29 protein-coding genes and 1 pseudogene are annotated in these 25,602 nt (G+C 53.2%); 20 read left to right on the top strand and 10 right to left on the bottom strand.

Annotated elements, in window-relative coordinates:
- Positions 1-18: 18 nt before the first annotated feature.
- From fliA to JZ655_RS13080, 4 genes and pseudogenes are all read right to left on the bottom strand, one after another.
- Positions 19-738: an RNA polymerase sigma factor FliA gene (gene fliA / locus JZ655_RS13065; protein ID WP_040075043.1), complete on the bottom strand. Its 720-nt coding sequence runs from the start codon at positions 736-738 to the stop codon at positions 19-21.
- 208 nt (positions 739-946) lie between these two features.
- The gene (fliB, locus tag JZ655_RS13070; RefSeq protein WP_207291999.1) at positions 947-1,993 is read right to left on the bottom strand and encodes a flagellin lysine-N-methylase; all 1,047 of its coding nucleotides are present in this window, start codon (positions 1,991-1,993) and stop codon (positions 947-949) included.
- A 7-nt stretch (positions 1,994-2,000) separates the two neighbouring features.
- Positions 2,001-3,148 (bottom strand): IS3 family transposase gene (locus JZ655_RS13075; protein ID WP_160435769.1). Its coding sequence is split into 2 segments (ribosomal slippage): positions 2,001-2,911 and positions 2,911-3,148, totalling 1,149 coding nucleotides; the frame shifts between segments, so codons are not numbered across the junction.
- 652 nt (positions 3,149-3,800) lie between these two features.
- A pseudogene (locus tag JZ655_RS13080) lies at positions 3,801-4,320 on the bottom strand (flagellin N-terminal helical domain-containing protein); the annotation flags it as partial.
- A gap of 254 nt (positions 4,321-4,574) precedes the next feature.
- On the opposite strand from JZ655_RS13080, the gene fliD reads away from it, so the two are divergent.
- The 4 genes from fliD to amyA all read left to right on the top strand — a co-directional run bounded on the left by fliD (position 4,575) and on the right by amyA (position 8,334).
- A complete protein-coding gene (fliD, locus tag JZ655_RS13085) occupies positions 4,575-5,987 on the top strand; it encodes a flagellar filament capping protein FliD (protein ID WP_207292000.1) in 1,413 nt (470 codons plus the stop codon).
- Positions 5,988-5,999: 12 nt separating this feature from the next.
- Complete coding sequence (fliS, locus tag JZ655_RS13090) at positions 6,000-6,410, top strand: flagellar export chaperone FliS (protein WP_040075038.1); 411 nt, start codon at positions 6,000-6,002, stop codon at positions 6,408-6,410.
- A complete protein-coding gene (fliT, locus tag JZ655_RS13095; protein ID WP_040075037.1) occupies positions 6,407-6,775 on the top strand; it encodes a flagella biosynthesis regulatory protein FliT in 369 nt (122 codons plus the stop codon). Before fliS ends, fliT begins: the two co-directional genes overlap by 4 nt.
- A gap of 71 nt (positions 6,776-6,846) precedes the next feature.
- Positions 6,847-8,334: an alpha-amylase gene (gene amyA / locus JZ655_RS13100; protein WP_207293847.1), complete on the top strand. Its 1,488-nt coding sequence runs from the start codon at positions 6,847-6,849 to the stop codon at positions 8,332-8,334.
- A 41-nt stretch (positions 8,335-8,375) separates the two neighbouring features.
- On the opposite strand, the gene yedD is transcribed toward amyA, so the two are convergent.
- Both yedD and fliE read right to left on the bottom strand, forming a co-directional pair.
- Positions 8,376-8,789, bottom strand: a complete 414-nt coding sequence (yedD, locus tag JZ655_RS13105; RefSeq protein ID WP_040078455.1) for a lipoprotein YedD — start codon at positions 8,787-8,789, stop codon at positions 8,376-8,378.
- 69 nt (positions 8,790-8,858) lie between these two features.
- Positions 8,859-9,173, bottom strand: a complete 315-nt coding sequence (fliE, locus tag JZ655_RS13110; protein ID WP_040074974.1) for a flagellar hook-basal body complex protein FliE — start codon at positions 9,171-9,173, stop codon at positions 8,859-8,861.
- 229 nt (positions 9,174-9,402) lie between these two features.
- On the opposite strand from fliE, the gene fliF reads away from it, so the two are divergent.
- The 14 genes from fliF (at position 9,403) to rcsA (ending at position 20,914) form a co-directional block, all read left to right on the top strand.
- Positions 9,403-11,085 (top strand): flagellar basal-body MS-ring/collar protein FliF, encoded by a 1,683-nt coding sequence (gene fliF / locus JZ655_RS13115; RefSeq protein WP_046884852.1) that lies wholly within the window; start codon positions 9,403-9,405, stop codon positions 11,083-11,085.
- Positions 11,078-12,073, top strand: a complete 996-nt coding sequence (gene fliG, locus JZ655_RS13120; protein ID WP_040074972.1) for a flagellar motor switch protein FliG — start codon at positions 11,078-11,080, stop codon at positions 12,071-12,073. The genes fliF and fliG overlap by 8 nt, the downstream gene beginning before the upstream one ends.
- Complete coding sequence (gene fliH, locus JZ655_RS13125; protein WP_046884851.1) at positions 12,066-12,776, top strand: flagellar assembly protein FliH; 711 nt, start codon at positions 12,066-12,068, stop codon at positions 12,774-12,776. Before fliG ends, fliH begins: the two co-directional genes overlap by 8 nt.
- Positions 12,776-14,146, top strand: a complete 1,371-nt coding sequence (gene fliI / locus JZ655_RS13130) for a flagellar protein export ATPase FliI (RefSeq protein WP_046884850.1) — start codon at positions 12,776-12,778, stop codon at positions 14,144-14,146. Before fliH ends, fliI begins: the two co-directional genes overlap by 1 nt.
- 21 nt (positions 14,147-14,167) lie before the next feature.
- Positions 14,168-14,611: a flagellar export protein FliJ gene (fliJ, locus tag JZ655_RS13135; protein WP_040074969.1), complete on the top strand. Its 444-nt coding sequence runs from the start codon at positions 14,168-14,170 to the stop codon at positions 14,609-14,611.
- Positions 14,608-15,819 (top strand): flagellar hook length control protein FliK, encoded by a 1,212-nt coding sequence (gene fliK / locus JZ655_RS13140; protein ID WP_207292001.1) that lies wholly within the window; start codon positions 14,608-14,610, stop codon positions 15,817-15,819. The genes fliJ and fliK overlap by 4 nt, the downstream gene beginning before the upstream one ends.
- Positions 15,820-15,925: 106 nt before the next feature.
- The gene (gene fliL, locus JZ655_RS13145) at positions 15,926-16,393 is read left to right on the top strand and encodes a flagellar basal body-associated protein FliL (RefSeq protein WP_040074967.1); all 468 of its coding nucleotides are present in this window, start codon (positions 15,926-15,928) and stop codon (positions 16,391-16,393) included.
- A gap of 4 nt (positions 16,394-16,397) precedes the next feature.
- Positions 16,398-17,402, top strand: a complete 1,005-nt coding sequence (gene fliM / locus JZ655_RS13150) for a flagellar motor switch protein FliM (protein ID WP_040074966.1) — start codon at positions 16,398-16,400, stop codon at positions 17,400-17,402.
- Complete coding sequence (fliN, locus tag JZ655_RS13155) at positions 17,399-17,812, top strand: flagellar motor switch protein FliN (protein WP_040074965.1); 414 nt, start codon at positions 17,399-17,401, stop codon at positions 17,810-17,812. Before fliM ends, fliN begins: the two co-directional genes overlap by 4 nt.
- 1 nt (position 17,813) lies before the next feature.
- The gene (gene fliO / locus JZ655_RS13160; protein ID WP_207292002.1) at positions 17,814-18,188 is read left to right on the top strand and encodes a flagellar biosynthetic protein FliO; all 375 of its coding nucleotides are present in this window, start codon (positions 17,814-17,816) and stop codon (positions 18,186-18,188) included.
- Complete coding sequence (gene fliP / locus JZ655_RS13165; protein WP_040074963.1) at positions 18,188-18,925, top strand: flagellar type III secretion system pore protein FliP; 738 nt, start codon at positions 18,188-18,190, stop codon at positions 18,923-18,925. Before fliO ends, fliP begins: the two co-directional genes overlap by 1 nt.
- Positions 18,926-18,934: 9 nt before the next feature.
- Positions 18,935-19,204: a flagellar biosynthesis protein FliQ gene (gene fliQ / locus JZ655_RS13170; RefSeq protein WP_040074962.1), complete on the top strand. Its 270-nt coding sequence runs from the start codon at positions 18,935-18,937 to the stop codon at positions 19,202-19,204.
- An 8-nt stretch (positions 19,205-19,212) separates the two neighbouring features.
- A complete protein-coding gene (fliR, locus tag JZ655_RS13175; RefSeq protein ID WP_040074961.1) occupies positions 19,213-20,007 on the top strand; it encodes a flagellar biosynthetic protein FliR in 795 nt (264 codons plus the stop codon).
- A gap of 283 nt (positions 20,008-20,290) precedes the next feature.
- Positions 20,291-20,914, top strand: a complete 624-nt coding sequence (gene rcsA / locus JZ655_RS13180; protein WP_046884848.1) for a transcriptional regulator RcsA — start codon at positions 20,291-20,293, stop codon at positions 20,912-20,914.
- A 78-nt stretch (positions 20,915-20,992) separates the two neighbouring features.
- On the opposite strand, the gene dsrB is transcribed toward rcsA, so the two are convergent.
- A complete protein-coding gene (gene dsrB / locus JZ655_RS13185; RefSeq protein ID WP_046884847.1) occupies positions 20,993-21,181 on the bottom strand; it encodes a protein DsrB in 189 nt (62 codons plus the stop codon).
- 126 nt (positions 21,182-21,307) lie between these two features.
- Between dsrB and yodD the strand changes: the two genes are divergently transcribed.
- Together yodD and JZ655_RS13195 are read left to right on the top strand one after the other, a co-directional pair.
- Positions 21,308-21,535, top strand: a complete 228-nt coding sequence (gene yodD / locus JZ655_RS13190; RefSeq protein WP_040074957.1) for a YodD family peroxide/acid resistance protein — start codon at positions 21,308-21,310, stop codon at positions 21,533-21,535.
- A gap of 298 nt (positions 21,536-21,833) precedes the next feature.
- Positions 21,834-22,646, top strand: a complete 813-nt coding sequence (locus JZ655_RS13195) for a mannosyl-3-phosphoglycerate phosphatase-related protein (RefSeq protein WP_207292003.1) — start codon at positions 21,834-21,836, stop codon at positions 22,644-22,646.
- Here JZ655_RS13195 and dgcQ read toward each other — a convergent pair.
- The 3 genes from dgcQ to JZ655_RS13210 form a co-directional block, all read right to left on the bottom strand.
- Positions 22,631-24,319: a cellulose biosynthesis regulator diguanylate cyclase DgcQ gene (gene dgcQ, locus JZ655_RS13200; protein WP_207292004.1), complete on the bottom strand. Its 1,689-nt coding sequence runs from the start codon at positions 24,317-24,319 to the stop codon at positions 22,631-22,633. The genes JZ655_RS13195 and dgcQ overlap by 16 nt on opposite strands.
- A gap of 116 nt (positions 24,320-24,435) precedes the next feature.
- Positions 24,436-24,618, bottom strand: a complete 183-nt coding sequence (locus JZ655_RS13205; protein ID WP_040074953.1) for a YodC family protein — start codon at positions 24,616-24,618, stop codon at positions 24,436-24,438.
- 67 nt (positions 24,619-24,685) lie between these two features.
- The gene (locus JZ655_RS13210; protein ID WP_046884929.1) at positions 24,686-25,597 is read right to left on the bottom strand and encodes a DUF808 domain-containing protein; all 912 of its coding nucleotides are present in this window, start codon (positions 25,595-25,597) and stop codon (positions 24,686-24,688) included.
- Positions 25,598-25,602 lie beyond the last annotated feature (5 nt).

Genomic DNA, 25,602 nt, shown 5'->3' on the forward strand with positions numbered 1-25,602 from the left:
TCGGATGAAATGAATCACCTATAACTTACCCAGTTTGGTACGTAAGCGTTTAATGGCCTGACTGTGCAGCTGACTTACCCGTGACTCCCCGACTTCCAGTACCGCGCCAATCTCTTTGAGATTGAGCTCTTCCTGGTAATAGAGCGTCAACACCAATTGCTCACGTTCCGGTAAAGCTTCTATCGCTTCCATTACGCGCTGGCGTAAATTGCCTTCAAGTAATTGGTGTAACGGGTTTTCCTGCTGATGATCATCAGTCACGAGCTCGATGCTATCGCCATGCTCTTCACGCCACTCGTCATAAGAGAAGAGTTGGCTATTATTGGTATCGAGCAACATCTGGCGATATTCGACAACAGCAATACCCAGACGCTCCGCCACTTCGGTTTCGGTTGCGTTACGTCCAAGCTCCTGTTCCAGCTGTCCCATCGCCTGCGCCACTTCGCGTGCGTTACGTCGGACGCTGCGCGGCACCCAGTCCCGGCTGCGCAGTTCGTCCAGCATCGCACCACGAATACGCTGTACTGCGTAAGTAGTAAATGCCGTTCCTTGCAGAGCGTCGTACCGGTCAACTGCATTCAATAACCCGATACCGCCCGCCTGTAGCAGATCGTCCAGTTCCACGCTCGCCGGCAACCGCACCTGTAGGCGCAATGCTTCGTGACGCACTAGTGGTACATAACGCTGCCACAGCGAGTGTTTATCCATTACACCTTCAGCGGTATAGAGTGAATTCACGATAAACAGCCCTGCGTTAATTGAGTTATCGGCATGATTATCCGATTCTGCAGGGCGTTCTATCGAATGAATAAAGACACAAAAAGAGGGTTATTTAGCTTTTGTTGGCTATCCACACCATCTCAGTATACTTTGTACGAGTTTTTTATGTTTCTTTTCAGCGGCTTGCATTAATAGCGGCAAAGCAATCTGTTTGCCGCAAAAAAGTTTACGCCAGAAGATGAATCAAAGATATATCATCACCTAATCTCACGCTCTCAATGTGACGATAAAAGGCATCAGTCACTGCTTTATTATGCTGACTGAGAGAGTGGAAACTGTAAACGATATTCGTTAAATCTTCGATGTCCGCATGACCTCGCTCTTTCGTGCAGGCCGACATCAGTAGTTTAATAAAATAATATTCCGCAATAACTATATATAGGGCGCGCAGCGGTGGAATGCCAGGTTGGTTTGGGAAGTTATTTTGCCAGAATTTATATAGGATAAAATTCTTGATAGCAAATTCACTGCCCTGCATGTTTGGGATAACCTCATCCCGCCAGACATCTTCCAGACGCCCTATTTTTTCTTCAACATTAATCTCTTCACCGGAAACCATCTGGCGTAACAGGCACTCAATGTAGTGATTAATCACTTCGCTACCACGAGACATTTGGGCATTACGGAAAAAATCCTGCATGAGCATTATTAATGACATTTTAACTTTATTATCAGCTGATAAGGTTGCTAGTTCCGCTTTCATTTGGCCCGTATGCAATTGTTCTGCCAGTAAGGCGTAAGCACCTTCAACAGCAGGTAAATTATCGTCATCAATAGATTCATATTTTTCTATAAATATCAGGAATTTGACGACAGCATAGAGTGCGGTTTCTACATCAGATTCAATATGATCAATCAGACTCAAACAGAATAGGTTGAGCAATTTGCTTTGTGTAGTAAGCGCGGGCAGATTATGAAATTTATCTTGCAATTTTACCTGTTCATTAAGGCGCATAGCATCTGCACTTTTGAAAATAAGTGAGGCAACCTCCGGGCAAGAGATAGCAAGAGAATTTTGTTCTTCCGATTTATAGAGACGTTGTGAGCGCGGAAATACCGAGCAGGTCTGGCTAAGCGCTTGTGCACCCAAATTCTTCTGCACCATGCAAAGACGAGATTCATCCAGATAAGGACAGTTCCCTGTTTGCTGCGAGAATTTAATTACGCCCCATGCCTGAGGACTATGTTTGATAAGCTGGATGTGAATCGCCACAGATAATCTAGACACTTCCGAGCCGCTGATAATATTGTTTTTCGTATTCAGTTGGTGGCATATGATCACTCGAACCATGCCGACGCTTACTGTTATAAAACATTTCGATGTAATCAAAAATATCACCGCGAGCTTCTTCTCGCGTTCCGTAGATCTTTTTCTTTATCCGTTCACGTTTCAGTAGCTGGAAAAAACTTTCTGCGACTGCGTTGTCATGACAGTTACCGCGACGGCTCATACTGCCCTCCAGCCCGTGTGATTTCAGGAACGACTGCCACTCATAGCTTGTGTACTGACTGCCTTGATCAGAATGAACCAGCACCTGCTTTTGAGGATTACGTCGCCACACGGCCATCAGAAGTGCATTCAGGACAATATCCTTTGTCATCCGGGGCTGCATTGACCAGCCAATAACTTTGCGCGAGAACAGGTCAACAACCACAGCCAGATACAGCCAGCCTTCGTGAGTCCGGATGTAGGTGATGTCCGTTACCCAACGCTCATCCGGTGCTTCCGGGTTGAACTGCCGCTGGAGCCTGTTGGGCGTCACGATGCTGGTTTCACCCTTACGTGCCCGTGGGCTACGGTACCCGACCTGAGCCCTTATCCCGGCACGCTTCATCAGTCGCCAGACACGGTTAACTCCGCACTGTTGTCCGGTATCCCGCAGGTCGAGGTGGATCTTGCGATAACCATAAACGCAACCCGACTCCAGCCAGAACTGCTTTATCAGCCCCGTCAGCCTCAGGTCAGCATGATGCCGCCGTGAATCCGGCTGCTGAAGCCAGGCGTAAAAACCACTCGGATGCACATCCAGCACCCGACAAAGCAGTCGGACAGGCCAGCAATAGGTGTTGTCACGGATAAAGGCGTACCTCAGTCGGACAGCTTTGCGAAGTACGCCGCGGCTTTTTTTAATATGTCCCGTTCGTCGGTAACCCGCTTCAGCTCTTTCTGGAGGCGTCGGATCTCAGCCTGAGCGTCTGACTGGACTTTATTGGTTGAGGAATCCGGGCCATATGCCTTTATCCAGGCATAAAGACTGTGGGTGGTGATACCGAGACGTGTTGCCACGCTGGAAACAGAATGGCCGCGATCAACAACCTGTTTTACCGCTTCAATTTTAAACTCTTCGGGATAACGCTTACCGCTCATGGGCACCTCTCTTTAAGTCATCTTAAATGACTCTGAGGTGTCTGTTAAACCCGTGGCGATTCAGTCATGTCTACTGCGATCGCAGCTTGTGCGGCTGTTGTTTTACCCGGGACATCAAGAACATTATTCGTGTTTGCTTTCGTATAACCGGTTGTGAAATCAGCTGTAGCAGCATCTTTAGCGCCAAGCGTTACCTTACCTGTAGTGAGGTCGATAGTGGCTGCAGAATAAGTATCAGAACCAACTTTAACAGCATACGCGCCAGTGTCATCTTTGCGATAAACTTCAAATGCTGGTGCAGGTGTTGTATTGCCGTCTTTCAGCGTGGCACCAGCCAATTTTGCCTGAGAAACAATATCACCATTGCCATCAACGAAGGAATTCTGATTTCCGTCCGCTGGAGTGGCGATTTTTGTGCTGCTGGAATCGAAGCTAATTGTATTGGATGCGGAATCATAGTTACCGGCATAGTAATCGCTCCCAACCTGTACAGCCAGGGATCCGTCGTCCAAAACTTTAGCTTGAGGCGCTGCTGCAGTATTAGGGAACTCAAGAGCAATTTTAGTTGCTGGAACAGTTTGTGGCAGAACGGCATCTTTGATGTTGCTACCAACTGCTTTCAGGTCCTTGCTGCTCACTTGATTGGTCAGATCCAGCTTGTCCAGACCCAGGGTTTTAGAGGTGATCTCTTTCAAGTTGATATCGATGGTTTCGCCATCGTTAGCGCCAACCTGGATTTTCAGAGTCTGATCAGAAGCCAGTACTTTAACGCCATTGAACTGAGTCTGGCCGGAAACGCGATCGATTTCCTGCAGACGTTGTGTGATTTCAGCCTGAATGGATTTCAGGTCGGAATCGGAGTTAGTGCCGTTAGTTGCCTGTACTGACAGTTCACGTACGCGTTGCAGGTTGTTGTTAATTTCGGACAGAGAACCTTCGGTGGTCTGTGCGATGGAGATACCGTCGTTAGCGTTACGGGAAGCCTGAGTCAGACCTTTGATGTTAGCGCTGAAACGGTTTGCAATCGCCTGACCAGCAGCATCGTCTTTCGCGCTGTTGATACGCAGACCAGAGGACAGACGCTCGATAGCAGAACCTAAAGCAGACTGGGATTTGTTCAGGTTGTTCTGGGTCAACAGCGACAGGCTGTTAGTATTAATGACTTGTGCCATGATCTTTTCCTTATCAATTTACATCTTGATGTTGATGGGCTGCTGCCCGCGGTTTCTCACCGTAAACCATGTATCGGCACCTTAATTTCGAACTTTAGAAAATTTTGCGTTTCCGTCTCTTTTTTTTTACCCCCGGAATTACCCTCTTTATTTGTCATTATTCTGCCCATTATTTTTTCCCGTTAATCATTAAACTTCGTAGCAAGATTGCCGATAACGTTGCTAACCACTGTTTGCAATTAAAGGGATTACGCATGGCTTCTTTTACATCTTTAGGTGTGGGCTCTAACCTGCCGCTGGATACGTTACTGACTAATTTAACGACAGCTGAAAAAGGCCGGCTGACGCCTATAACCCAGCAACAGAGCAGCTTTTCAGCGCGTCTGACCGCATTTGGCACATTGAAAAGTTCTCTGGAGAAATTCCAGACTGCCAATACCGCTCTGGCTGATGCAAATTTGTTTAAAAGCACGACAGCCAGCAGTAACTCTACCGATTTGACGGTGAGCACGACTGCTGGCGCGGCAGCTGGAACTTATAAAATTAACGTAACCCAACTGGCGCAAGCACAGTCTATCCGCACCACGACTACCGTTACGGACAACAAAGCGGCACAGGGTAACGATAACGAAACCCGGACCTTGATCATTAAGCAGGATGGAAAAGAAAAACCGGTTGAAATTAAGCTTACAAAAGATCAGACGTCTCTGGAAGGTATGCGTGATGCTATCAACAACGCTAACGGCGGCGTAACTGCAAGCATCGTTAAACTGAAAGACAATGATTATCAGTTGGTACTTACCTCTTCTGAAACCGGTCTTGCCAATAAAATGAGCATTTCCGTTTCTGGGGATGAGAAGCTAAACCAATTTATTAGTTTCAACAATCCTGACGTCATCGGTAATAACGTTCAGCAGGTCGTTGAAGCTAAAGATGCAGAATTAAGCGTTAACGGAATCAACATCGTCCGCAGCAGCAATATCATTACCGATGCCCCTCAGGGAGTAACCTTAAAACTGACAAAAGAAGTCAGTGATGTGACAGTAACTGTTAGCAAAAGCAACGATAAATCCACAGCGGCAATTAAATCGTGGGTTGATGCGTACAACGCTCTGATAGATACGATTGGTACTGTTACAAAGTACTCTTCGGTCGACGCTGGTGCAGAAGAGCAAAACGCGAGCAACGGTGCTCTATTGGGCGATAGCTCGGTGCGAACTATCCAGACCGGAATACGTGCGCAATTTTCTGCGACCGCGAATAGCGGTAAATTCCAGACGTTGTCTCAAATGGGTATTACACAGGACGGCACAACCGGAAAACTAAAAATTGATAACGATAAGCTGGCTAAAGCTCTGAACGACAATACCGTAGACGTCCAGCAATTGCTGGTTGGAGACGGTAAAGAGACAGGTATTACCACCAAGGTCGGCTCGCTGGTGAAAGGATATTTGGCGGATGATGGGATCATAGATAGCGCCCAGGACAGCATCAACACCACGCTGAAAAAATTAACAAAACAGTATCTTGCGGTAAGCGCCAGCATTGATGACACCATTGCTCGTTATCAGGCCCAATTTACCCAACTGGATACCATGATGAGCAAACTCAACAATACCAGTTCTTATCTGAACAGCCAGTTTGCAGCGATGAGTAGCTCTTCATAACACGAGGTAAATATGTACACCGCGAGCGGTACCAAAGCATATGCGCAAGTCGGCGTGGAAAGTGCCGTCATGAGCGCCAGTCCACATCAGCTCATTGAAATGTTATTCGATGGCGCCAACAGCGCGCTGGTGCGCGCACGTCTATTCATGCAGCAGGGAGACACTGTTGCGAAGGGCGAAGCGATTAGCAAGGCCATTAATATCATCGATAACGGGCTCAAAGCGGGCCTGGATCTTGAGCAAGGCGGAGAGATCGCCACTAATCTCACGTCATTGTACGAATACATGACCCGCCGTCTGCTACAGGCAAACCTTCGTAACGACAGTCAGGCCATTGAAGAAGTGGAAGGGTTACTTAGCAACATCGCGGAAGCCTGGAAACAGATATCACCCAAAGCACCTTCCCAGGAGTCTCGTGCATGACCTCAACCGTGGAGTTTATTAACCGTTGGCAGCGCATCGCACTGCTTAGTCAGTCGCTGCTGGATCTTGCGCAGCGGGGTGAGTGGGACCTTTTACTCGAACAGGAAGTCACCTATCTGCAAGCCATCGAAATGGTAATGGATACACAAACTCCACCAGGCATGACGCGAAGTATTCAGGATATGATTGCGGGCTATATCAAACAAACGCTGGACAATGAGCAGCAGTTGAAGGACTTACTCAGAGTTCGTTTGGATGAACTCAGTGGATTAATCGGCCAGTCATCGCGCCAGCAGTCACTCAATAATGCTTATGGACGTTTATCCGGTATGCTGCTGGTACCAAACACTCCTACACCTTCATAATTAAGCCTCACTACGCAAAGAATATCATCCATACTCCAGAGGTCTGCCTAACGGCTTCTGGAGCACGGATGATGAAAAACCCCACCCTGTTACAACTCTTTCACTGGTATTACCCCGACGGCGGAAAACTCTGGTCTGAAGTAGCCGAACGTGCTGACGGTCTCAATGACATCGGCATCAATATGGTCTGGCTGCCTCCGGCCTGTAAAGGCGCCTCTGGCGGCTATTCCGTAGGCTATGACACCTACGACCTGTTCGATCTCGGTGAGTTTGACCAGAAAGGCTCGGTCGCGACCAAATACGGTGATAAAGCCCAACTCCTCGCTGCCATCGATGCGCTAAAACGCAACGAGATTGCCGTTCTGCTTGATGTTGTGGTGAACCATAAAATGGGCGCCGACGAGAAAGAACCGGTCCGCGTGCAGCGAGTGAATGAGCAGGATCGTACCCAGATCGACGATGAGATTATTACCTGCGAAACCTGGACCCGTTATACCTTCCCCGCCCGCGCCGGGCAGTACTCGCGTTTTATCTGGGATTACAAATGCTTCAGCGGCGTGGACCATATCGAAAATCCGAATGAAGACGGCATCTTCAAAATCGTTAACGACTATACCGGCGAAGGGTGGAACGACCAGGTTGACGATGAAATGGGCAACTTCGACTATTTGATGGGTGAAAACATCGATTATCGCAACCGCGCCGTGACGGAGGAGATCAAATACTGGGCGCGCTGGGTCATGGAGCAGACCGGCTGCGACGGCTTCCGGCTCGACGCGGTGAAACACATTCCGGCGTGGTTTTATAAAGAGTGGATTGAGCACGTTCAGGAAGTGGCGCCAACGCCGCTGTTCATCGTGGCGGAGTACTGGTCTCACGAGGTGGATAAACTGCAGCAATATATCGATCAGGTTGAGGGTAAGACCATGCTGTTCGATGCCCCGCTGCATATGAAATTCCACGAAGCGTCGCTTCAGGGCAGGGATTACGACATGAGTCAGATCTTTACCGGCACGCTGGTGGAAGCCGATCCCTTCCACGCGGTCACGCTGGTGGCTAACCACGATACCCAACCGCTGCAGGCGCTGGAAGCCCCGGTGGAAGCCTGGTTTAAACCTCTGGCGTATGCCCTGATCCTGCTGCGGGAAAATGGCGTCCCCAGCGTCTTTTATCCGGATCTCTATGGTGCCAGTTACGACGATACCGGCGGGGATGGCGAAACCTACCATGTTGATATGCCGGTCATTGAACATCTGGATAAACTCATTCTCGCCCGCCAGCGCTATGCACATGGGATCCAGACCCTCTGGTTCGATCATCCTAACTGTATCGCCTTTAGCCGCAGCGGCACGGAAGAAGATCCCGGCTGCGTAGTGGTCCTCTCCAATGGCGATGAGGGGGAGAAGACAATCGTCCTCGGCGAAAATTATGGCAACAAACAGTGGAAGGATTTTCTCGGTAACCGCGACGAGACCGTCACTACCGATGAAAGCGGCACCGGGGTCTTCACCTGCCATGGAGGCAGCGTCAGCGTGTGGGTGTTAGAAGAGGTGCTGTAGTAACGAGACCGGGTAGTGCTTGTGCCCTACCCGGCGCGGTTTTATGGCAGTTGGCTGGCGAGCGGCGCTTTCTCCAGCGCGTCAGCACACTCTACGGTAGGCCGGGTCACGCGTTCCAGCGTCATCCCATCGTACTCAAGCAGGCTGCCATCGCGTTCGAGAGAATAGATATCGAGCTTGCTGGTCACGTTGTAAAAATCATCTGAACGCAGCATGACTTTACCCGGTACCGCAATCACCCGTTGCCACTGGCGACAATCCAGCGTATCGCCCTGCGGGGTCACCACCAGGGAAGCGATGGCCTCCGGGCTGACCAGTTTGCTCTGTGGCCCTTTCGTCTGCCAGTAGCCCGCCAGACTGGCCGGGACCGGATGTTTAACCACATCCTGATAGTTATCAACCTGCACACATCCGCTTAAGGCCAGCAGCGCACCAATAATTGCTATTTTTTTCATCATCTTTCTCACATGAGAAGAAAAAAATATTGTGGCATTAAAGCGATGAGGCCGCCAGCCTGATAAAACCTAAACCTGCATGGACATGACGTCCTGATAGGCCTGCATCAGTTTATTACGGACCTGAATACCCATCTGCATCGATACAGAGGCTTTCTGCATATCGGTCATCACGTCATTCAATGCTACGCCTGGCTCTCCCAGGGTGAACTTCTCTGCCTGGGTGCGGGCGGCAGACTGGGTTTCGCTAATGCGGTCCAGCGCGGCATGCAGCTGACCGGCAAAGCTCACGGTTGGCTGCACATCCGCCACGTTCTGATTACGGGCCGTCATTGCCGTTGCCTGCAACTGGCTGATAACGCCCTCAATACCCTGAATTGCCATGACTCTCCCCTGGATGGATTTTTACGCGCTCAAGAGTACCAGCCTGTCAATAAGATAAAGGCGCTAAATAGCGCGAAAAAACCAGGTTATTTGACGCATAGAAAATCCCGAATCATCAAATAATGACACAGCCATCAAATATGGAATTTTTGTCGTGTTTGCCGACCCGGGAGTCTGTTTTGTTTCTCTACACGAATAATGTAATCCACGAAGAGTCACGAGGTGCGCTATGAGTGCAACAGCAACAACAGCACCTCAAACTAAACCTCTCGAGTGGATGAGTCGCCTGCGCGCGAACCCAAAAGTACCGCTGATTGTCGCCGGTGCTGCTGCTATTGCTATCATTGTCGCCATGGTCCTGTGGGCCAAAGCCCCTGACTATCGCACCCTTTATAGCAACCTCTCCGATCAGGATGGCGGTGCCATCGTCACCCAGTTGACCCAAATGAACATCCCTTACCGCTTCGCTGATAATGGCGGTGCGCTGGAAGTTCCGGCAGACAAAGTTCATGAATTGCGCCTGCGTCTGGCCCAGCAAGGTCTGCCGAAAGGCGGCGCCGTGGGCTTTGAGTTACTGGATCAGGAAAAGTTTGGCATCAGTCAGTTCAGCGAGCAGGTCAATTACCAGCGTGCGCTGGAAGGTGAACTGGCCCGCACCATTGAGACACTGGGGCCGCTGAAAAGCGCCCGCGTTCACCTGGCCATGCCGAAGCCATCGCTGTTTGTCCGCGAGCAAAAAGCCCCTTCCGCCTCCGTTACCGTAAACCTGGAGCCTGGCCGTGCGCTGGATGAAGGCCAAATCAACGCGGTTGTGCACCTGGTTTCCAGCGCTGTTGCCGGTTTACCGCCGGGCAACGTGACCCTGGTAGACCAGAGCGGGCACCTGCTGACCCAGTCCAATACCAGCGGTCGCGATTTGAATGATGCCCAGCTGAAATACGCTAATGATGTTGAAAGCCGCGTTCAGCGCCGCATCGAATCTATCCTCGGTCCTATTGTCGGTAACAGCAATGTCCACGCACAGGTCACCGCGCAGATCGACTTTGCTAATAAAGAGCAGACTGAAGAGCAGTATCGTCCGAACGGTGAAGCATCGCAGGCGGTAATGCGTTCACGTCAGGTTAACGAGAGTGAGCAGATTGGCGGCCCGAATGCGGGCGGCGTGCCGGGTGCGCTCTCTAACCAGCCAGCACCGGCCAACACTGCACCGATCACTACGCCGGCTCAGAACCAGCAGGGTCAGCAGAATAATCAGCAACAGACGACGTCAACGGCGGCGAATTCCGGCCCACGCAACAGCAGCCGTAATGAAACCACCAACTACGAAGTTGACCGTACGATTCGCCACACCAAACAGAACGTGGGCGACATCGAGCGTCTCTCCGTTGCCGTGGTGGTGAACTACAAAACCCTGCCAGATGGCAAACCCCTGCCGCTCACCGCAGAGCAGATGAAACAGATTGAAAATCTGACCCGCGAAGCGATGGGCTACTCCGAGAAACGTGGCGATACGCTTAACGTGGTCAACTCGCCGTTCAGCGCAACGGATGAAACAGGCGGTGAACTGCCGTTCTGGCAACAGCAGACGTTTATTGATCAGCTGATGTCTGCCGGTCGCTGGCTGCTGGTTCTGCTTGTCGCGTGGCTGCTGTGGCGTAAAGCCATTCGCCCACAGCTCAATCGCCGTGCAGAGGTTATCAAGGCACAGCAAGAGATGCTCACGCAGCGTGAAGAGACCGAAGAAGCGGTGGAAGTCCGCCTCAGCAAAGACGAGCAGCAACAGCAGCGTCGTGCTAATCAGCGCCTGAGCGCCGAGGTCATGAGCCAGCGTATTCGCGAAATGTCAGATAACGATCCGCGCGTCGTGGCGCTGGTCATTCGCCAGTGGATGAGTAACGAAGAACATGAGTAATCTTTCCGGAACGGACAAAAGTGTCATCCTGCTGATGACCATTGGCGAGGATCGTGCGGCAGAGGTGTTTAAACACCTCTCCCAGCGCGAAGTTCAGATCCTCAGTTCAGCGATGGCGAATGTACGCCAGATCTCGAACAAACAGCTGACCGACGTGCTGGCCGAGTTTGAGCAGGAAGCAGAACAGTTTGCAGCGTTGAACGTCAATGCCAACGAATACTTGCGTTCAGTGCTGGTCAAGGCACTCGGCGAAGAGCGTGCCGCCAGCCTGCTGGAAGACATTCTCGAAACCCGCGACACCGCCAGCGGTATCGAAACGCTTAACTTTATGGAGCCGCAGAGCGCCGCCGACCTTATTCGCGACGAGCATCCGCAGATCATCGCCACCATCCTGGTTCACCTCAAGCGTGGCCAGGCGGCAGATATCCTGGCGCTGTTCGACGAACGTCTGCGTCACGATGTCATGCTGCGTATCGCCACCTTCGGCGGCGTGCAGCCTGCCGCACTGGCAGAGCTGACCGAAGTGTTGAACGGCCTGCTCGACGGCCAGAACCTCAAGCGCAGCAAAATGGGCGGCGTGAGAACCGCAGCCGAAATTATCAACCTGATGAAAACGCAGCAGGAAGAGGCCGTTATTTCGGCGGTGCGCGAGTTCGATGGCGAGCTGGCACAAAAGATTATCGACGAGATGTTCCTGTTCGAAAACCTGGTCGAAGTGGACGATCGCAGTATTCAGCGCCTGCTGCAGGAAGTGGACTCCGAATCGCTGCTTATCGCCCTCAAAGGGGCCGAACAGCCGCTGCGCGAGAAATTCCTGCGCAATATGTCCCAGCGTGCAGCCGATATCCTGCGCGACGATCTGGCCAACCGTGGTCCGGTACGTCTGTCTCAGGTGGAGAACGAGCAGAAAGCGATCCTGCTTATTGTTCGTCGTCTGGCCGAAACCGGCGAGATGGTAATTGGCAGCGGCGAGGATACCTATGTCTAACGAACTGCCGTGGAAGGTCTGGACACCGGATGACCTCGCCCCTCCCCTTGCGGAGTTTGTGCCTGCCGTAACGGCGACAGAGACGCCCGACGGCGAAGAGACCGACGTGCCCGAGCTTAGCGAAGAAGAGCTTAAGGCGCAGCAGTTAGCGCAGATCCAGATGCAGGCCCACGAGCAGGGTTATACCGCGGGCATGAACGAAGGCCGCCAGCAAGGGCACGACAAGGGTTACCAGGAGGGTCTGGCTCAGGGGCTGGAGCAGGGTCTGGCGCAGGCGCGTCAACAGCAAGCGCCTCTTCACGCCCGTATGCAGCAGCTGGTGAGCGAATTCCAGCATACGCTGGATGCGCTGGACAGCGTCATTGCCTCACGCCTGATGCAGATGGCGCTGGAAGCCGCGCGTCAGGTTATCGGCCACACGCCGCCGGTAGACAACTCGTCGTTGATAAAACAGATTCAGGGTCTGCTCCAGCAGGAGCCGCTGTTTAGCGGTAAGCCGCAGCTGCGCGTCCATCCGGACGATCTGCAGCGAGTGGAAGAGATGCTGGGTGCCACGCTTAGCCTGCACGGCTGGCGTCTGCGTGGCGACCCGACTCTGCATCACGGGGGCTGTAAAGTCTCTGCGGATGAAGGCGATCTTGATGCCAGCGTCGCTACCCGCTGGCAGGAGCTGTGCCGTCTGGCAGCGCCGGGAGTCGTCTGATGACCGCGCGCCTCACTCGCTGGCTCACCACGCTGGATAATTTCGAAACGAAAATGGCGCAGCTGCCTTCGGTTCGTCGTTACGGTCGTCTGACCCGCGCTACCGGCCTGGTGCTGGAAGCGACCGGCCTGCAATTGCCGCTGGGCGCCACCTGTATTATTGAACGTCAGGACGGTGCCGATATCCGCGAAGTTGAAAGCGAAGTGGTCGGTTTTAACGGCCAGCGGCTATTCCTGATGCCGCTGGAAGAAGTCGAAGGCGTTCTCCCCGGCGCCCGCGTTTACGCCAAAAGTTTAACCGGTGACGGTCTGCAGAGTGGCAAACAACTGCCGCTCGGTCCGGCGCTGCTCGGTCGCGTACTGGATGGCGCAGGTAAACCGCTCGACGGCCTGCCTGCTCCAGATACCACCGAAACCGGGGCCCTGATCACCGCCCCCTTCAACCCATTACAACGTACGGCGATCGAGCATGTGCTGGACACCGGCGTGCGTCCAATCAACGCCTTGCTGACCGTCGGCCGTGGTCAACGTATGGGGCTCTTTGCGGGCTCGGGTGTCGGTAAATCGGTGCTGCTGGGCATGATGGCCCGCTACACTCAGGCCGATGTGATCGTGGTGGGGTTAATCGGCGAGCGTGGCCGTGAAGTCAAAGATTTTATCGAGAACATTCTCGGTGCAGAGGGGCGCGCCCGCTCGGTGGTGATTGCCGCCCCGGCCGATGTGTCTCCCCTGCTACGCATGCAGGGTGCCGCCTATGCCACCCGTATCGCCGAAGATTTTCGTGACCGCGGTCAGCATGTACTGCTGATCATGGACTCCCTCACCCGCTACGCCATGGCGCAACGTGAAATCGCGCTGGCGATTGGCGAGCCGCCGGCCACTAAAGGCTATCCGCCGTCGGTGTTTGCCAAACTTCCGGCGCTGGTAGAGCGTGCCGGTAACGGCATCACCGGTGGGGGCTCCATCACCGCGTTTTATACGGTCCTGACCGAGGGTGATGACCAGCAGGACCCTATTGCCGACTCCGCGCGCGCCATCCTTGATGGGCACATCGTGTTGTCGCGCCGCCTGGCCGAGGCGGGTCACTATCCGGCCATTGATATCGAAGCGTCAATCAGCCGTGCGATGACCGCGCTGATTAGCGAGAAGCATTACGCCCGCGTGCGTAACTTCAAACAGTTACTCTCCAGCTTCCAGCGTAACCGCGATCTGGTCAGCGTCGGCGCCTATGCCAAAGGCAGCGACCCGATGCTCGACAAGGCGATTGCGCTCTGGCCACAGCTGGAGGCCTATCTGCAACAAGGTATTTTTGAAAAAGCTGACTGGGAAGATTCGATTCAGGCTCTGGAGCATATTTTCCCGCAGGTGTAACAGAGGTAGAGGGCGAAGGTCATGGCACAAAATAGCGCATTAACGACGCTGAAAGATCTGGCCGAAAAAGAAGTTGATAACGCCGCACAACAACTCGGCGCTATGCGTCGCGGCTATCAGCAGGCTGAGGAGCAGCTAAAAATGTTGATCGACTATCAGCATGAGTATCGCTCCAACCTCAACAACGATATGACACAGGGCATCGGCAGCCAGCGGTGGATCAACTATCAGCAGTTTATCCAGACGCTGGAAAAGGCGATCGATCAGCATCGCCAGCAGCTTGACCAGTGGAACCAGAAAGTCGATACGGCGCTCAATTTCTGGCGAGAGAAAAAACAGCGGTTACAAGCCTGGCAAACCCTGCAGGAGAGACAAGTGGCCGCCGCGACTCTGGCCGAAAACCGCCTTGATCAGAAAAAAATGGATGAGTTTGCCCAGCGCGCTTCAATGAGGAAACCTGAATGATCACACTGCAACAACTGCTCTCAAGCGATACCGACCTTACCGGCGGTGCGCTGGGCGGTAAAGCCGCCGACGGCGGGCAAGATTTTCTTGCTCTGCTGGCGGGTGCATTAACCGATGCGAAAGCGCAGGGCAAAGAGACGCCGCTGACGCTTAGCGATCTGCAGGCGGCAGGCGACAAACTGTCGAAAGCAGCGCTTTTAAAAGGTGACGAAAGCCTGGATGCCAGCGCCCTGAGCGATCTGCTGGCAAGTAAAGAGATTAAATTCGCTGACGATAGCGTTCAACAGGGCACGCTGCAGGGGCTGGTCTCTGGCTTAATGCCGGCGGGTAAAACCGATGTGCTGAAGACGCTGACGCAGGCGGTTAAAGAGGCCGATAGCAAAAGCGAGCTGAGCGATGACGAGCTGGCGGGCCTGAGCGCCCTGATGGCGATGCTGCCGCATCAGCAGCAGGCCAGCACCATCGCCGCGCCGAAAGCGATGAGCAGCGACGCCATTGCTGTTCAGGTTCCGCTGACGGGAGCGAGCGCCGGACGTCAACCTGCGCTGGAGACCGACGCCCAGCGCACCGGTAAACAGGTTGCTCAGGATCCGACCGTAGCGCTTCCGGGCAATAATCAGCTCTCCCCAGCCGTAGCGGCGGTCGCTACGAAGCACGAGGTGGATAGCACCCCTTCTCCAACGGTATCTGGCACGCCAACCGCCAGCATCGCCCCCGTACTGAATACCGCCAATGCCGCACAGCCAACCCTGGTTGCCGCACCGGTGGTCAGCGCGCCGCTGGGCAGCCATGACTGGCGCCAGAGCGTTAGTCAACACATCACCCTGTTTACCAAAGAGGGCCTGCAGAGCGCCGAGTTGCGTCTGCACCCCGAAAATCTGGGTCAGGTGCAGATTTCACTTAAACTGGATGATAACCAGGCGCAGTTGCAAATGGTATCGGCGCACAGTCACGTGCGGGCCGCACTGGAAGCCGCCATTCCAGTTCTGCGTACCAACCTGGCTGAAAGCGGTATTCAGCTTACCCAAAGCAGCGTGAGCAGCGAGAGCTTTGCCGGACAGCAAAATGCCTCGTCGCAGCAGCAGGGACAGGCTTCCCGCTCTGGTCATCAGGGTGGTTTTAATGAAGAGAGCGATGAGATTCTGCCGACCCCGGCCGCCTTGCAGTCAGCCGCCCGTGGTAATGGCGCGGTAGACATCTTCGCCTAAACGTCAGAGGTAGCGTGATTATCCTCGTCTTTTCCACGCTTTGACGCGGTAAGGACACGGGATAATCACTTTATTAGCAGTACCCGAAACAGGAAGCTCGTATCAGATGACTGACTCCGCTATCAGCAAAAAAAGTAAGCGTTCCATCTGGATCCCGCTGCTGGTGTTAATTACCCTCGCCGCCTGCGCGACCGCCGGTTATAGCTACTGGCGCATGAACAAGGCACCGACAGAAAAAGTAAAAGAAGAGATTCCGCCGCCACCTGCGCCGGTCTTCTTTGCGCTGGATACCTTTACCGTCAATCTGGGTGACGCGGATCGCGTCCTCTATGTCGGTATCACGCTGCGTCTGAAAGACGAAGCGACCCGCACACGTCTGAGCGAATATTTGCCAGAAGTGCGTAGCCGTCTGCTGTTGCTGTTCTCTCGTCAGGACGCATCACAGCTCGCGACCGATGAAGGTAAGCAAAAACTGGTAGACGCTATTAAGCAAACGCTGGCCGTACCGCTGGTATCTGGCCAACCTAAGCAGGAAGTCACTGACGTTCTGTATACAGCCTTCATTCTGCGGTAAAGACATGGGCGATAGTATTCTTTCTCAGGCTGAAATCGATGCGCTGCTTAATGGCGACAGCGATAAGAGCGATGATCCAACGCCAGGGATAGCGGGTGAGAGCGATATTCGCCCCTATGACCCGAATACTCAGCGTCGCGTAGTACGTGAACGTCTGCAGGCGCTGGAGATTATTAACGAACGTTTTGCACGTCAGTTCCGTATGGGGCTGTTTAACCTGCTGCGTCGTAGCCCGGATATCACCGTTGGCGCGATCCGCATTCAGCCGTATCACGAGTTTGCCCGTAACCTGCCGGTGCCGACCAACCTCAACCTGATTCATCTGAAACCGCTGCGCGGTACAGGTCTGGTGGTCTTCTCGCCGAGCCTGGTGTTTATCGCGGTCGATAACCTCTTCGGCGGTGATGGGCGTTTTCCGACGAAGGTCGAAGGTCGTGAGTTCACCCATACGGAGCAGCGGGTCATTAACCGCATGCTGAAGCTGGCGCTTGAAGGCTACAGCGATGCCTGGAAGGCGATTCACCCGCTGGAAGTGGAGTATGTGCGTTCGGAGATGCAGGTGAAATTCACCAACATCACCACCTCGCCTAACGATATCGTCGTGAATACCCCGTTCCATGTGGAGATCGGCAACCTGACCGGCGAGTTCAATATCTGTCTGCCGTTTAGCATGATTGAGCCGTTGCGCGAAGTGCTGGTCAACCCGCCGCTGGAAAACTCTCGTCATGAAGACCAGAACTGGCGTGAGAACCTGGTGCGTCAGGTGCAGCACTCACAGCTGGAGCTGGTGGCGAATTTTGCTGATATCTCAATGCGGTTATCCCAGATTCTGAAATTACAACCCGGCGATGTTCTGCCGATAGAAAAGCCCGATCGCATCATTGCCCATGTGGATGGCGTACCCGTCCTGACCAGCCAGTACGGCACAATCAACGGTCAATACGCGTTACGAGTAGAGCACTTGATCAACCCGATTTTGAATTCGCTGAATGAGGAACAGCCCAAATGAGTGATATGAACAATCCGTCCGATGAAAACAGCGGAGATATGGACGATCTGTGGGCTGAGGCGTTAAGCGAACAAAAAGCACCGGCCAGCAAAAGCGCGGCGGATGCGGTATTCCAGCAACTGGGCGGCGGCGATGTTAGCGGCACCCTGCAGGATATCGATCTGATTATGGATATCCCGGTCAAGCTGACCGTTGAGCTGGGTCGTACCCGCATGACCATCAAAGAGCTGCTGCGTCTGACGCAGGGTTCCGTCGTGGCGCTGGAAGGCCTTGCCGGTGAGCCGCTGGATATTCTGATCAACGGTTACCTGATAGCCCAGGGTGAAGTGGTGGTGGTTGCCGATAAATATGGCGTGCGTATCACCGACATCATTACCCCGTCTGAACGTATGCGTCGTTTGAGCCGTTAAGATGACGACCCAGGCCACCGTATCACAGCCCTCTGCAGTTCCAAGCTCGCCGCTGTTGCAGGTGAGCGGCGCACTGCTGGGGATTATCGCGTTTATCCTCGTGGTGGCCTGGCTGGCAAAACGCGTGGGTCTGGCCGGTAAAAACGCCGGTGCACGTGGCCTGAAGCTCAGCGCCAGTACCTCGCTGGGTCCGCGCGAACGCGTGGTGATTGTTGAGGTTGAAGATGCCCGGCTGGTGCTGGGCGTTACAGCGTCAAACATCCAGGTTCTGCACAAATTGCCGCCTGCGCCCGTTTCCACCGACGCAGCCGCAGAAGTTCCGGCGGATTTCCAGTCCGTTATGAAGAGTTTGCTTAAGCGTTCCGGGAGATCCTGATGCGCCGTTTGTTATCCCTTACGCTTGCAGGCCTTGCGCTGTTTGCTCCTTCCGTATATGCCCAGTTGCCCGGTCTGATCTCCACCCCGATGGCAGGCGGCGGCCAGAGCTGGTCGCTACCGGTACAGACGCTGGTTTTCATCACCTCGCTGACCTTTATTCCGGCTATTTTGCTGATGATGACCAGCTTCACTCGCATCATCATCGTTTTTGGTTTACTGCGTAACGCCCTCGGCACCCCGTCGGCACCACCCAACCAGGTGCTGCTGGGGCTGGCGCTTTTCCTGACCTTTTTCATTATGTCGCCGGTCATCGACAAGATTTATACCGATGCGTATCAGCCCTTCAGCGAAGAGAAAATCTCCATGCAGGAAGCGCTGGATAAAGGCGCCCAGCCACTGCGTGAGTTTATGCTGCGTCAGACCCGTGAAGCGGATCTGGCTCTTTTTGCGCGTCTGGCTAACGCCGGCCCAATACAGGGACCAGAAGCCGTCCCTATGCGCATCCTGTTGCCAGCCTACGTGACCAGTGAGCTGAAAACGGCTTTCCAGATTGGCTTTACCATTTTTATTCCGTTCCTGATTATCGACCTGGTGATCGCCAGCGTACTGATGGCACTGGGTATGATGATGGTGCCTCCGGCGACCATTGCCCTGCCCTTTAAGCTGATGCTGTTCGTCCTGGTGGATGGCTGGCAGCTGCTGGTGGGCTCGCTGGCACAGAGTTTCTACAGTTAAGGGGCGGCCATGACACCCGAATCGGTAATGATGATGGGCACGGAGGCGATGAAGATTGCGCTTGCCGTTGCCGCCCCGCTGCTGCTGGTGGCGCTGGTAACAGGTCTGATAATCAGTATCCTGCAGGCCGCTACCCAGATAAACGAAATGACCCTCTCCTTCATCCCGAAAATTATCGCTGTCTTCGTGGCGATGATTATCGCGGGTCCGTGGATGCTAAACCTGCTGCTCGATTACATGCGTAATCTCTTCAGCAATATTCCGTACATCATCGGCTAGCACAGGCGATGCTGCACTTCACCAGCGACCAGTGGATCCACTGGCTTAGTCTCTACTTCTGGCCGCTGCTGCGGGTGCTGGCGCTGATCTCAACGGCGCCTATTCTCAGTGAACGCTATATTCCAAAGCGGGTGAAGATTGGCCTCGGGTTTATGATTACGCTTATCATCGCCCCGTCGTTGCCCCCCGTTGAGGTGCCCATTTTTTCTGCCGGGGCGCTCTGGCTGGCGTTACAGCAAATTCTGATTGGCGTGGCCATCGGCTTTACGATGCAGTTTGCTTTCGCCGCGGTACGTACCGCAGGGGAAGTCATCGGGCTGCAGATGGGGCTCTCCTTCGCCACCTTCTTCGACCCCGGCAGCCATCTGAATATGCCGGTACTGGCCCGCATTATCGATATGCTGGCGATGCTGTTGTTCCTCACCTTTGACGGGCATCTGTGGCTCATCTCAATGCTGGTAGATACCTTCCATACGCTGCCAATTGGCGGTAACCCCGTTAACAGCAACGCCTTTATGGCGCTTACCCGCGCCGCCGGGATGATCTTCCTTAACGGTCTGATGCTGGCACTGCCCATCATTACGCTGCTGCTCACGCTTAACCTGGCGCTGGGTCTACTCAACCGTATGGCACCTCAGCTGTCAGTCTTTGTGATTGGTTTTCCGCTGACTTTGACGATTGGCATACTGCTTATTTCGCTGTTAATGCCATTTATTGCGCCATTCTGTGAACACTTATTTGGTGAAATATTCAATCTCTTAGCCGATATAGTAAGCGAAATGCCAGCAAATACTAACCCGTAATTTTTATATTGTCTTTCTGAGGATATTCCTAAAATATTTTTAGAAAAACATCTTCCAGGATATATCTGGTGCGGTTTATTTGTTTTTATGCTCCTCACATTCCTCAACATTTACTTTACTTTGAGAAGATTCCTGGCAAATTATACGTAACTTTACGAGATAGTGAGTTCGCCTGAAAGTCCTTGTAATGCTCACAGGTTATTAGTTATTTCCATCCCGTATGGCTGTTTTGAGCTCTCAGGCTGGTGGTGAATTATCGTTACGCATTGAGTGAGGGTATGCCATGTCAACGATCATTATGGATTTATGCAGTTACACCCGGCTAGGGTTAACCGGGTACCTGGCTAGCAGAGGGGTAAAAAAGAGAGAAATCAACGACGTACACTCCGTTGACGAACTTGAAGCCGCTTGTGATGAATTGAAGCCAGGTGTGGTGTTTATTAATGAGGACTGTTTCATACACGATCCCGCTAACAGTCAGCAAATAAAGCAAATCATTAATCAGCATCCGAAAACTATGTTTATAGTTTTTATGGCGATAGCCAATATTCACTTCGACGAATATTTGCTGGTACGTCAGAATCTTCTTATAAGCTCGAAATCCATTAAGCCAGAATCTCTGGATGAACTTCTTGGCGATTATTTGAATAGAGCGATTAAGAATGTAGGAACAATTAATTTACCGACTTTATCATTAAGCCGTACTGAATCAAGTATGTTAAGAATGTGGATGGCGGGTCAGGGAACCATTCAGATATCTGACCAAATGAATATCAAAGCTAAAACGGTATCGTCACATAAGGGTAATATTAAAAGGAAGATTAAGACGCATAATAAGCAAGTGATCTATCATGTGGTACGTTTAACCGACAACGTGACCAACGGAATTTTCGTCAATATGCGTTAACCCTGTGCAATCTCTGGCTATGCCAGAGATTTTTATCTCTCCCCTTATCCGGGGCGGCCTTACTCCCCCGCGCAGCCTTTACTCATCGCGTTCAACAAAGATACCGTCAGGGTGGCCCATCTCGTTAAAGAACCAGATACCAAGCGGGTAATCCTCCAGCGAGACCAGATACATTGTCCCTTCATTAAAGGGTTCTACCGCCAGCACCACACCCGGGCGTCGCGGCCCACCGTCCGTTTTTACCGTAACCCGATCGTTGACCTTCATACAATCCTCCTCTGGTTTTGAGCCAGTGTAGAACAAATTGCGTCTACTGGCAGTGCCCCTATGCGCGATTGCCGCTTTTATCGGCGGTCTATACTTACGGGTGAATGTTCAAACGAGGTAGACAGAATGAAGACCGCCAAAGAGTACAGCGATACTGCCAAGCGAGAAGTGAATATCGACGTCGATGCCCTGCTCGCCGCTATTAACGAGATCAGCGAAAGTGAGGTTAGCCGCATTGAGGGCGAGCCGGCACGGGTGATGGTGGATGGACGGGACTACCACACTTACCATGAACTGGCTGAAGCGTTCGAACTGGATATTCACGATTTTAGTGTGACGGAAGTGAACAGATAAAGCTGAAAAAAATCCCGGTCATGGGGTGACCGGGATTAAACTTGCTCATGCAAGAAGCACTTGAAAATTCGTTACACCAGGAAATCTGATGTCGGGGATTACCTTATCTGCAAATAATTTGCATGACAAGGAAATATCCTCTATCTGAATAGATGGTCTAAGTAACCTACATTTTGGTTATAAGTGTCAGGGCGCATGGCCTCTGGGATTGATGGTAACGATCCCAATTACGGTCTTACGCATTGCGAATTTTTTTAAGATAAATCTTACTAACGTAGCTATTAACCCGGGAGACGCTATGCCTTTACTTCAGGATCCCTTGCTGATTTTCTCCGATCTCGACGGCACCTTGCTGGACATTCATACCTACAGCTGGGCGCCTGCCGCCGACTGGCTTGAGAAGCTGCAAGAACATCAGATCCCGGTCATTCTGTACAGCAGTAAGACCGCTGCTGAGATGCTGGCGATTCAGAGCGATCTGGGGTTAGATGGCCTGCCGTTTATTGCTGAAAACGGTGCGGTGATACAGCTGGACGCACGCTGGGATGACCACCCCGATGCGCCAAGGTTAATTAACGGCGCCCCACACGAAGAGATCGTCAGCGTCATTAATCAACTGCGCGACCAGCAAGGATTCAAATTCACCAGTTTCGATGACGTTGAGGTCAAAGTCGTGGGTGAATGGACTGGCTTAACGCGGGAGAGAGCGACGCTGGCGCGCCTGCATGAGGCCTCAGTGACCCTGATTTGGCGCGACAGCGATGAGCGGATGGCGGCATTTAGCGAGGCGCTGGACGCGGTGGGATTAAAGTTTGTCCAGGGAGCCCGCTTCTGGCACATCCTGGATGCCCGTGGTGGAAAAGATCAGGCCCTGCGCTGGCTGGCCGAACAGTACCGTTTGCGCGAAGGGGTCGCCCCCGTCACGCTGGGCCTGGGCGATGGCCCGAACGATGCTCCGCTTCTCGACAGCGTGGATTACGCGGTGGTGGTGAAAGGGATCAACCGACTTGGCGTCCCTCTGCAAAAAGATACCCCTGAGCGGGTTTATCACACCCGTCAGGAGGGACCGGAGGGCTGGCGCGAAGGGCTGGATCACTACTTCTCGTCCTGACTGATCACCCGGTTACGCCCGCGCTGTTTCGCCTGATAGAGCCGGGCATCGGCAATGGATTGCAATTGTTCAAATTCGTAATTGCCTTTTTCTCCGGCGCAGCTCACCCCAATCGAGATGCTAATACGTACCGTCTGACTCTTTTGCACCAGAATCTCCCGACGGTTAACCCGCGCCCGGATCCGCTCAGCCACCTGAGATGCCTGCGCAAGCGTAGTATTGGGTAATACCACGCAAAACTCTTCACCCCCTACCCGGCCGGCCACGTCACTCTCCCGGAGCGTGCTGACAATCAACCCTGCGGTATGGATCAGCACTTTGTCGCCGGCCTGATGCCCGTAGCGGTCGTTAATACTTTTGAAATGGTCGAGATCCATCTGGATCACCGAGAAGGGCTGATTCTGTCTCTGACAGCCGGCGGCCAGCGTTTTGGCCTGCTCAAAGAGGGCACCCCGGTTATGCAGACGCGTCAGGGGATCATGCCACGCCTGCCACTGCAAGGTGTGTTGCAGGCTGTACATATTGCTCACCATACGGCGAATTACCAGCCATGATCCCACCAGCATGGCCGTAAATAATAGCCAGAGAAGCGCCAGTACCACCGAGATACGGCCAAAATCTCCCTGCAAACCTTCGTCCAGCCGATGCACGCGCAGCAGTACACCATCGAAGTGATTCAGGCGATGCCAGCTCAGATAACGACTCCCCAGTCGCACGCCCCCTTCGTTGTCGTGCTCTAGCGCAAAGGCAAGCTGCGCCCGCTCACGTTCATCAAACAGGCTGATTCTCTCTGCCTGCTTTCCGGATGAGACGAGCAAAGTTAACTGATTATCGTAAAGCTGGTATTCACCATCTTCGTAACCGTCCAGCGCTTCGCTTAGCATCTGCCCGACGGCCGTCACGGTAAAATCGATCGCCAGAACGCCATACCAGTACTGCTGATGATCGACAGGCACGCTGACGGTAACCGTCTGTTCATCGCCGGACCAGGATTGCGCGGGACGGGTGAACCAGCGTACGCCACGGCTGCGGTTACTGGATTCCGATTGCTGCGTATACCAGGGGCTGGTCACTAAATGATAGTAACGGGACGGGATTGCGCCTCCCCAGTCGGCAATATTACTGGAGACATAAAACCCGGCGCGGGAGACATACATGATTCGCCTGGCAAGCTTTGCCAGCGGCGAGGTGATTCGCATCAGATACCCCGCCTCAAAAGCCGCCCTCAGCTCGTCAGCAATAAGCATCTCATCGCGACGCAGACTGACTGTTTGCATCACAAACGCATCGGAAACACCGTTGAGCGGCAGCGTCCGGTGTTCATCGAAAGTGAGTTGCCATGAAGGCTGAGCGCTGATGTCCGAAAAGCGCGCCACGCTCTGACGCAGCAAACCTGAGATCAGCGGCGTATGCAGCGCGTCGTACATTCCATTACGGAAGAAAAGGAGTTTATCGACGCTGTATTCCAGTTGCCTGTCGAGCGAGTTAGCCACCGTTTCCAGATGGTTACGTTGGCTGGAGATGTAGGCATCTTCCAGCACCACCACTTCACGCCAGGTAAGGAGTGTGGAGAAGATCAGGACGGTAACAAAACAGAGTGTCACAATCCGGCCAGGATGTAGACGCTGACGTAAGAAAAACGGGGGTTTTCTTACCCTATTCTCATGCTGCACACACTCTCCATGATAACGATCTTACGGCAACGCGCTGCCGGCGGTTTCGCGAGACTTCGCGCTTAGCAGCGATTATAGCGTACGAAAACGCCCGGCATAGCCGGGCGTTGCGTGACCTAAGCCTGATCCTGGCTGCGGTAGCCGTCACCATGCTGGAGTTCGTCTTCACGAAACGCCTCCCGCTTGATGCCATAACCATCATACCAACGACACTCCACCATGCCGCTGGAATAGCCGGTCACGACCATACGCGGACCGCCGCTTTTAGGCTTAACTTCATCGCTGACCAGAAAGACCATAACTGCCTCCTTTATCAGTGCGAAACTGTTTCAATTTAGTCGAGGAATGGCGTTTCTGCGCTCTTTTTTAGTGCGCGCTACCTCGCATTTTGCCAATGCCCTTCACCAGCGCAACGACAACCGCACCGATGATGAAGCCCAGCACCAGGTTCAATAACGTCGGCAGGATGGCCGCCATCACGGTACCCTGCGCCTCGGCAAAATGGAGAATGGCATGATGCAGCGGCGCGATGCCATGAACAACGATGCCGCCCCCAACCAAAAACATGGCCAGTGTGCCGATGACTGAGAGCGATTTCATCAGCCAGGGAGCAATGAACAGCAGGGCTTTTCCGAGCCACTGCGCCAGCGCTGCGCGTCTCTCCGCCAGCCAGTAGCCCATATCATCAAGTTTAACGATGATACCAACCAGACCATAGACGCCAATCGTTACCAGTACGGCGATACCGGAGAGCACCAGCACCTGATTCAGCAGCGGCGCGTCGGCAACAATACCCAGCGTAATCGCCACGATCTCGGCCGAGAGAATAAAATCGGTGCGCACCGCCCCTTTCACTTTATCGCGCTCAAAGGCCTTGGGGTCGGCGGCGGCCAGCGCTTCCAGACGCTGCTGACGCGCCGCCGGGCTCTCTTTCTCTTTACGTGACTCGAAGGTATGCAGCACTTTCTCTACCCCTTCGAAGCAGAGAAACGCGCCACCAATCATCAGCAGAGGGGTAATAGCCCAGGGAATAAAGGCACTGATCAGCAGTGCCAGCGGTACCAGAATCACCTTATTGAGAAGGGAACCCTTCGCCACGCTCCACACTACCGGCAGTTCACGATTGGCGCGCACCCCGGTGACCTGCTGCGCATTTAACGAGAGGTCGTCCCCCAGAACCCCGGCCGTCTTTTTCGCGGCCAGTTTACCCATCACGGAGATATCATCCAGCAAGGTGGCTATGTCATCCAGTAAAGTTAATAAGCTACTTCCCGCCACAATGA

Source organism: Leclercia pneumoniae (assembly GCF_017348915.1).
GTDB lineage: Bacteria > Pseudomonadota > Gammaproteobacteria > Enterobacterales > Enterobacteriaceae > Enterobacter > Enterobacter pneumoniae.